At 39.1% G+C, this 6,000-nt stretch carries 7 protein-coding genes and 1 pseudogene; all 8 read left to right on the top strand.

Annotated elements, in window-relative coordinates; all coding sequences use genetic code 11:
- Nucleotides 1-253: 253 nt before the first annotated feature.
- The 8 genes and pseudogenes from UYI_RS0118075 (at nucleotide 254) to UYI_RS0118105 (ending at nucleotide 5,830) form a co-directional block, all read left to right on the top strand.
- Nucleotides 254-589, top strand: a complete 336-nt coding sequence (locus UYI_RS0118075; protein ID WP_016868058.1) for a DUF4870 domain-containing protein — start codon at nucleotides 254-256, stop codon at nucleotides 587-589.
- Nucleotides 582-722 (top strand): annotated as a pseudogene (locus UYI_RS36935) (nucleotidyltransferase family protein); the annotation flags it as partial. The gene UYI_RS0118075 and the pseudogene UYI_RS36935, both read left to right, overlap by 8 nt.
- A 101-nt stretch (nucleotides 723-823) precedes the next feature.
- The gene (locus tag UYI_RS0118080) at nucleotides 824-1,240 is read left to right on the top strand and encodes a secondary thiamine-phosphate synthase enzyme YjbQ (protein ID WP_016868059.1); all 417 of its coding nucleotides are present in this window, start codon (nucleotides 824-826) and stop codon (nucleotides 1,238-1,240) included.
- A 261-nt stretch (nucleotides 1,241-1,501) separates the two neighbouring features.
- Nucleotides 1,502-1,921, top strand: coding sequence for a KTSC domain-containing protein (locus UYI_RS0118085; RefSeq protein WP_016868060.1), 420 nt, complete (start codon nucleotides 1,502-1,504; stop codon nucleotides 1,919-1,921).
- 237 nt (nucleotides 1,922-2,158) lie between these two features.
- Nucleotides 2,159-2,515 (top strand): hypothetical protein, encoded by a 357-nt coding sequence (locus UYI_RS0118090; RefSeq protein WP_016868061.1) that lies wholly within the window; start codon nucleotides 2,159-2,161, stop codon nucleotides 2,513-2,515.
- Nucleotides 2,516-2,659: 144 nt separating this feature from the next.
- Nucleotides 2,660-4,018, top strand: a complete 1,359-nt coding sequence (locus UYI_RS0118095; protein ID WP_016868062.1) for a UDP-N-acetylmuramoyl-tripeptide--D-alanyl-D-alanine ligase — start codon at nucleotides 2,660-2,662, stop codon at nucleotides 4,016-4,018.
- 476 nt (nucleotides 4,019-4,494) lie between these two features.
- Entirely contained in the window at nucleotides 4,495-5,124 is a 630-nt protein-coding gene (locus UYI_RS0118100; protein ID WP_016868063.1) for an HMA2 domain-containing protein, read from the top strand.
- 121 nt (nucleotides 5,125-5,245) lie between these two features.
- Nucleotides 5,246-5,830 (top strand): GNAT family N-acetyltransferase, encoded by a 585-nt coding sequence (locus UYI_RS0118105; protein ID WP_016868064.1) that lies wholly within the window; start codon nucleotides 5,246-5,248, stop codon nucleotides 5,828-5,830.
- Nucleotides 5,831-6,000 lie beyond the last annotated feature (170 nt).

Genomic DNA, 6,000 nt, shown 5'->3' on the forward strand with positions numbered 1-6,000 from the left:
CTACTTCCCCACGACGATACACTTGCGGTTGTTCGGGATTGCTAGCACGATACACTCGGAATATTTTCTAAATTCAAGAATTGCGATCGCACTCCTTCTTTCTAAATAGCCTATCCTGCTGTTCTCTTCAAAAAGCGATCGCTTTTTTTGGAACTGTATTCAAGATGAGACAAAAATATTTTCTGGCAGAATAATGGCGACACCAACTAGAATCGAAGAGTAACAAGAACTACGCAAACTCAGAGGCTGTATTATGGAAGATTTAGCCCAACGCAAGCTTTTGTCAGCGCTGAGTCATGGGGCAATATTTTTTAGCTCTTTGATTGTGTCTATCGGCATACCCATTGCAATCTTGTTTATCAGTAATGATCCTATAGTCAAAGAAAATGCCAAAGAATCCCTAAATTTTCACATCAACCTTTATATTTATGGGAACATTTTTGGATTGCTGTCAATTATTCTTATTGGTGTTCCGTTTCTGATTGGTTTATGGATTGTTAGTTTGATTATGCCAATTATTGCTATTGTTCGGGTTCTTAGTGAACCCAATCTATCTTACCGCTACCCATTAATCTTTCGTTTGGTTTAGATTTACTCCCTACGGTTTGGATGACTTGTTTGCTGGAATTATTCGTCCTACACCAACCCATGTTAATGATCCAGATGCTGAACGCAAAGCTGCGAGTTTTTTGCAACAGTGTCCTTGCTTGCAGCTAGCTTAAACAGGATGAATTAATCCTGAAACGATTGTCTACACTAAAACAAAAAATTTTACTCATCCTACACCCCCATACCCTTACACCCCTATACCCCTTTTTCAAGTATGGTTTACCAAGAGCAAATCGTAATTTCAACTAAAGGTAACGGTGATATGCATGACCTTACCGATCAAGTAAACCAGATTGTCAAAAAATCTGGTGTGAGGGTCGGTATGGTTAATGTGTTTAATGTTGGTAGTACAGCAGCAATTGGGACTATCGAATTTGAACCCGGACTGCAACGAGATTTACCAGATATCCTCAACAAGCTAATTCCACCCAGCCGCGAATACGGACACGAGCAAACCTGGCATGATGGTAACGGACACTCCCACTTACAAGCTACATGGTTGGGATCAGAAATCACGGTTCCGGTGCGCGATCGCAGATTAGTTTCAGGTACTTGGCAACAAATCTTTCATTTAGAATGCGATATCAAGCCCCGCCAGCGCCAAATAATGGTGACTGTTTACGGGGAATAAGGGGATAAACAAGACAAGGGAGACAAGGAGGATAGGGGAGAGAGTGTAGGCTGTATAGGCGTAACTTCGTATTACTTATCATTCAAATCTCTCTGCATTTCCGTGTCCCCGCCTCCCTTGTATCTGTGCATCTCTACATTTTTTTGACAAAGGCTTGACTAGTGATGATTTATATAGTATTTTTGTACTATTAAAATTTACTCTTGCATAAAAATCTACCAGAAATAGAAACTGTTTTGCCAATAGGAGAGCAAATTATAGATGAAGCTATCGAAACTGGACTTAAGTAATGTAGTAGCGATCGCTCACTCTCAGGGACATTTACAGTTATTACTTGATTTAGGTAATGAGCTAGAGTTTATAGAAATTCCTGCACCAGTCGCAGCCTTTGAAGGACTGCAACATTTAAACGAAATTGTTGCGGAAGCGAAAGATTTGCCTGCATATGAGCAATCAATTGCAATGTTGCCAATGAATTCATCAATGGCGAATGCTATAGGCTATGACAGTAACACAAATATTTTACAGATTGAGTTTCACAACGGTGCAGTATATCAATATTCAGACATAGACCAAGATACTTGGCAAGATTTGCATCAAGCTGATTCTATTGGTAAATTTTTCAATGAAAATGTTAGAGGTAAATATCAGTATGAACGTGTAGATGATGATTATTGCTGATCATTACCTCATTTAAACGTTCCTGGTGCTTCTGGCTAATTGCTGATAGTGAATTGCTATTGGCGATTAGCCTTTACTTTTTTTAATGTTAGTGGTTGATAGTTCAATACTCACAAGTTCCTCAAATTCTTTCTTTAAATTTAAGATCAAAACCTATCTATTTCCGATCTCTGGTCATACCTCTATCGGCAATAAATTTGATAAACAAGAAGATTACAAGCTGAGGATTAATAAATCATGACTAAAAGTATTTTTAATTTAACATTGCCAGTAGTTGTGAGCTGTATAGAGGATGTTCTGGAAACTTATCCTCACCATCCTTATCAGCAAGCTTTCTCTATTCCCGATCTCCGCCAAGAACTGATTGCACATGTTCTTAGTCAAGTCTCCAATTGCTATGTGGTTGCGGAAGAAGGTCAACAACCATGTTTGAACTTAGGGTCTTTGACTTGTTCGCTCAAGGAAAAGTATTGCATAGATGATTTAATCCGCCAAGGTATTGAGAACATTATGTACAAGCGGGAAAAACAGTTAAGTTTACAAATACCTGAAGAAGTTGACCCTGGTTTAGCTCCTTCACACTGGTTTGGTTAAACTTATCCGCTTTGTTGCATAAAGTCAACAGCCAAGAGAAAAGAGAAATTTTTCCGTCCAAAAATTTTACCCACTTTGACAAAGGTAGTAGTAAACTACTAACCATTTACGATCAAAATTTTGGAAACCGAAAAATCTCTCACTATGGCTTGTTCTGCCACTTTAAGTCAACTCATAGATATTCTTGCAGCCAAAGGAGCTAATTTATCGGATGCAGCCTTAGCAAAATTAAGTCATGGTATACAAACAGACACCCGTATTCTCAAACCGGGTGAAGTTTTTTTAGCTTTACGCGGCGAAAAGTTTAATGGACACGAATTTGTACCAATGGCGATCGCTAAAGGTGCGTTAGCAGCAATTGTTGATTTTGCCTACCCAAATCCGGAATTTCCCGTACTACAGGTAAAAGATACTCTCCAGGCTTATCAAAAAATTGGCAGATGGTGGCGCGATCGCTTTGATATCCCGGTAATCGGGGTGACAGGTTCTGTAGGTAAAACCACTACCAAAGAACTGATTGCTGCTGTGTTGGCAACTCAAGGAAAAGTTCACAAAACTCATGCTAATTTCAACAACGAAATTGGTGTCCCAAAAACTTTATTAGAGTTGAATGCAGAACATGATTTCGCCGTGGTGGAAATGGCGATGCGGGGTAAGGGACAAATTGCTGAACTTACACAAATAGCACGTCCGACAATTGGCGTCATTACCAACGTCGGCACAGCACATATAGAATTACTCGGTTCCGAAGCAGCGATCGCTTCTGCCAAGTGTGAGTTATTGGCAGAAATGCCCCAAGATAGTCTGGCGATTCTCAACTATGACAATCCTTTATTAATTGAAACAGCAGCAAAAGTTTGGTCAGGCAAGGTAATAACTTTTGGCTTCACTGGCGGAGACATTCAAGGAGAATTGATTGATGCCGATACCTTGGCAGTCGCAGATATGCAATTACCTCTACCAATGCCCGGTCGTCACATCGCCGCTAACTACATGGCAGCTTTGGCAGTGGCGCAAGTATTAGGTATTGATTGGTCGTGCCTGAAATCTGGGATAACAGTAGATATGCCAACTGGGCGATCGCAACGGTTCGCATTGCCCAATGATGTGGTAATCTTAGATGAGACTTATAATGCTGCACCAGAAGCTATGCTAGCAGCATTAAATTTATTAGCACAAACCCCAGGCAAACGACACATCGCTGTGTTGGGTGCAATGAAAGAATTAGGAGAGCGATCGCGCCAATTGCATCAACGAGTCGGCGAAACTGTGCAGAAATTGAATTTAGATGCTTTGTTGGTATTAGTTGATGGACAAGACGCCGAAGCGATCGCTCAGAGTGCCAAAGGTGTCCCCTCCGAGTGTTTTACAACTCATGCAGATTTGGCGGCTAGATTGAAAACGTTAATGAAGGAAGGCGATCGCATTCTTTTTAAAGCAGCGCATTCCGTAGGACTAGATCGGGTTGTGAGTCAATTGCGCGCGGAATTTTCCAATTCATAGGAATATGACTTTAGCATTGGCTATTTACAAGAGAAATTAATATTTTTTAGGGATGGATGATCAAAACCTTCCCTAAATCAAATATGAGTATGCTTCAACAGTCACATCAAAGCTTATTCACAATTAATTAGGTAATTTAGATTGCATATTTGCAGAATGATTTATCTTAATCCTTAAACTATAAAACTAATTTCTTGGCGTTCTTGGCGTCATGGCAGTTCATTTTTCCTACCTACATTATCCAATGTCGTAAATTTTCTATACCTCAAGTTAGATGGTGTTTTTTTGAAAAATTTTTATTATCAATAATTGAATAATATTTGTATGACTTGTTGATGATAAATACATAGTTTTTATCTAATTAAAAAGTATAAAATCAAATAGATTTCTTGCAATTACAAATAAAAATCAAAATAACAAAAAACAAAAATACATAAAAATTTAATTCTCTTTTTTATAAAAAATAAATCTGTAATATGACTGATAAAAAACGGTCTAATCCTCACAAAAGTACTAGTTGCAATCCATCTAAACCTTCTCGACAGAAAAACTCTACCTTACCTAAGGATGCAGCACCACGCGAAAAGATATCCTATAAAGTTGCCCATGTAATTCCTGGACGTATTCGTTTTCATATTCCTCGGCTTGGGAAAGATGCTGAGTACGCTGAGAAACTCAAGTCGGCTATCCAATCAACTCCCAATGTTACTAATGTCCGTATTAACCCAGCCGCCGCATCCATTGTGATCAACTATCAATCAGGTACAGTTTCAGATCAACAAATGCGATCGCATCTAGTTAATCTGATTCAAACTGCCCCAAATCTAGTTATACGACAACAAGGAACAGCACAAACATTTGTGGGGGCAATTTTTGATGCACTTGTTAATTTAATTGATAGTGTGCGTAACATTAACAAGGCACGTAGTGCGGTTGTGCATCAGCCTCCCAAAACAAATACTGTAGAACGTATGCTTGCAGGTGCGAAAAAGATGATGAATTGGCTAAAATCAGCCATCATGTTTACTTTGCCCAAGCGATCGCCTGTTGCAAATTCTACCTTTTTCCCAGAAAATAGAGCAATTGCCAAGAAGGCAATGGGGTGATTAAGAACGACTCTGAAGAAATTTTTCAGTCAATTTTGTGTAGAATTTAACATCTGAAGATAGTTAAGAGTTGTGAATAGTAAGTCATATTCTTAACTCCTAACTATTAATGTCTAATTGTATGAGCAGCATCCATCCGCTTTTAGAAACCCAACGTTTAATCCTCCGAGATTTTGTAGAATCAGATTTGCCAGCAGTACATGCCTACGCTTCTGATCTAGAAGTTGTTCGCTATTTACCTTTCGGCCCCAATAGCGAAGAAGATACTATAAACTATTTGCATACAGAGATTAAAATGCGGCGGAATAAAATACGTGAGCATTTTGCATTTGCAGTGATATTGAAGTCAGAAAAACAATTAATAGGTTCTTGTCACATTTCCATAACAGATCGCAACAAGCAAGAAGGTTCGATTGGATACTGCTTGGCTAGGGAATTTTGGGGGCAAGGCTATGCAACGGAAGTAGCACGGAAGTTATTAGAGTTTGGTTTTAAGCAACTAAGTTTACACCGCATTTTTGCTTTGTGTCACCCCAAGAATAAAGCTTCGATGCGAGTGTTGATTAAAATTGGGATGCGACAGGAGGGTTATCTGCGAGAGTACGAATGGAGTAGAGGAGAATGGCAAGACAGGTTACTATTTGCCATGTTGGATCGGGAGATGATGCAGATGCAATTTCTCAGTATGGAGTCCGAAAAAGTGTAGAGTTAAAGTGGCATTCATCACGTTGGTTCATGTGTTTGATGACGCAAAGGCAATCGATTAGTTACTGCTTATGGGCGTATATTCAATTTCTTGTGAGCTACAATAACAGGAAATCCAGTTACGGATTTTTAAGAAAATCGACCAAATTAAATGCAAAACCTCACCCCGTA

Origin of the sequence: Fischerella muscicola PCC 7414, assembly GCF_000317205.1 — a bacterium.
In the GTDB taxonomy this organism is placed as follows: Bacteria; Cyanobacteriota; Cyanobacteriia; order Cyanobacteriales; family Nostocaceae; genus Fischerella; species Fischerella muscicola.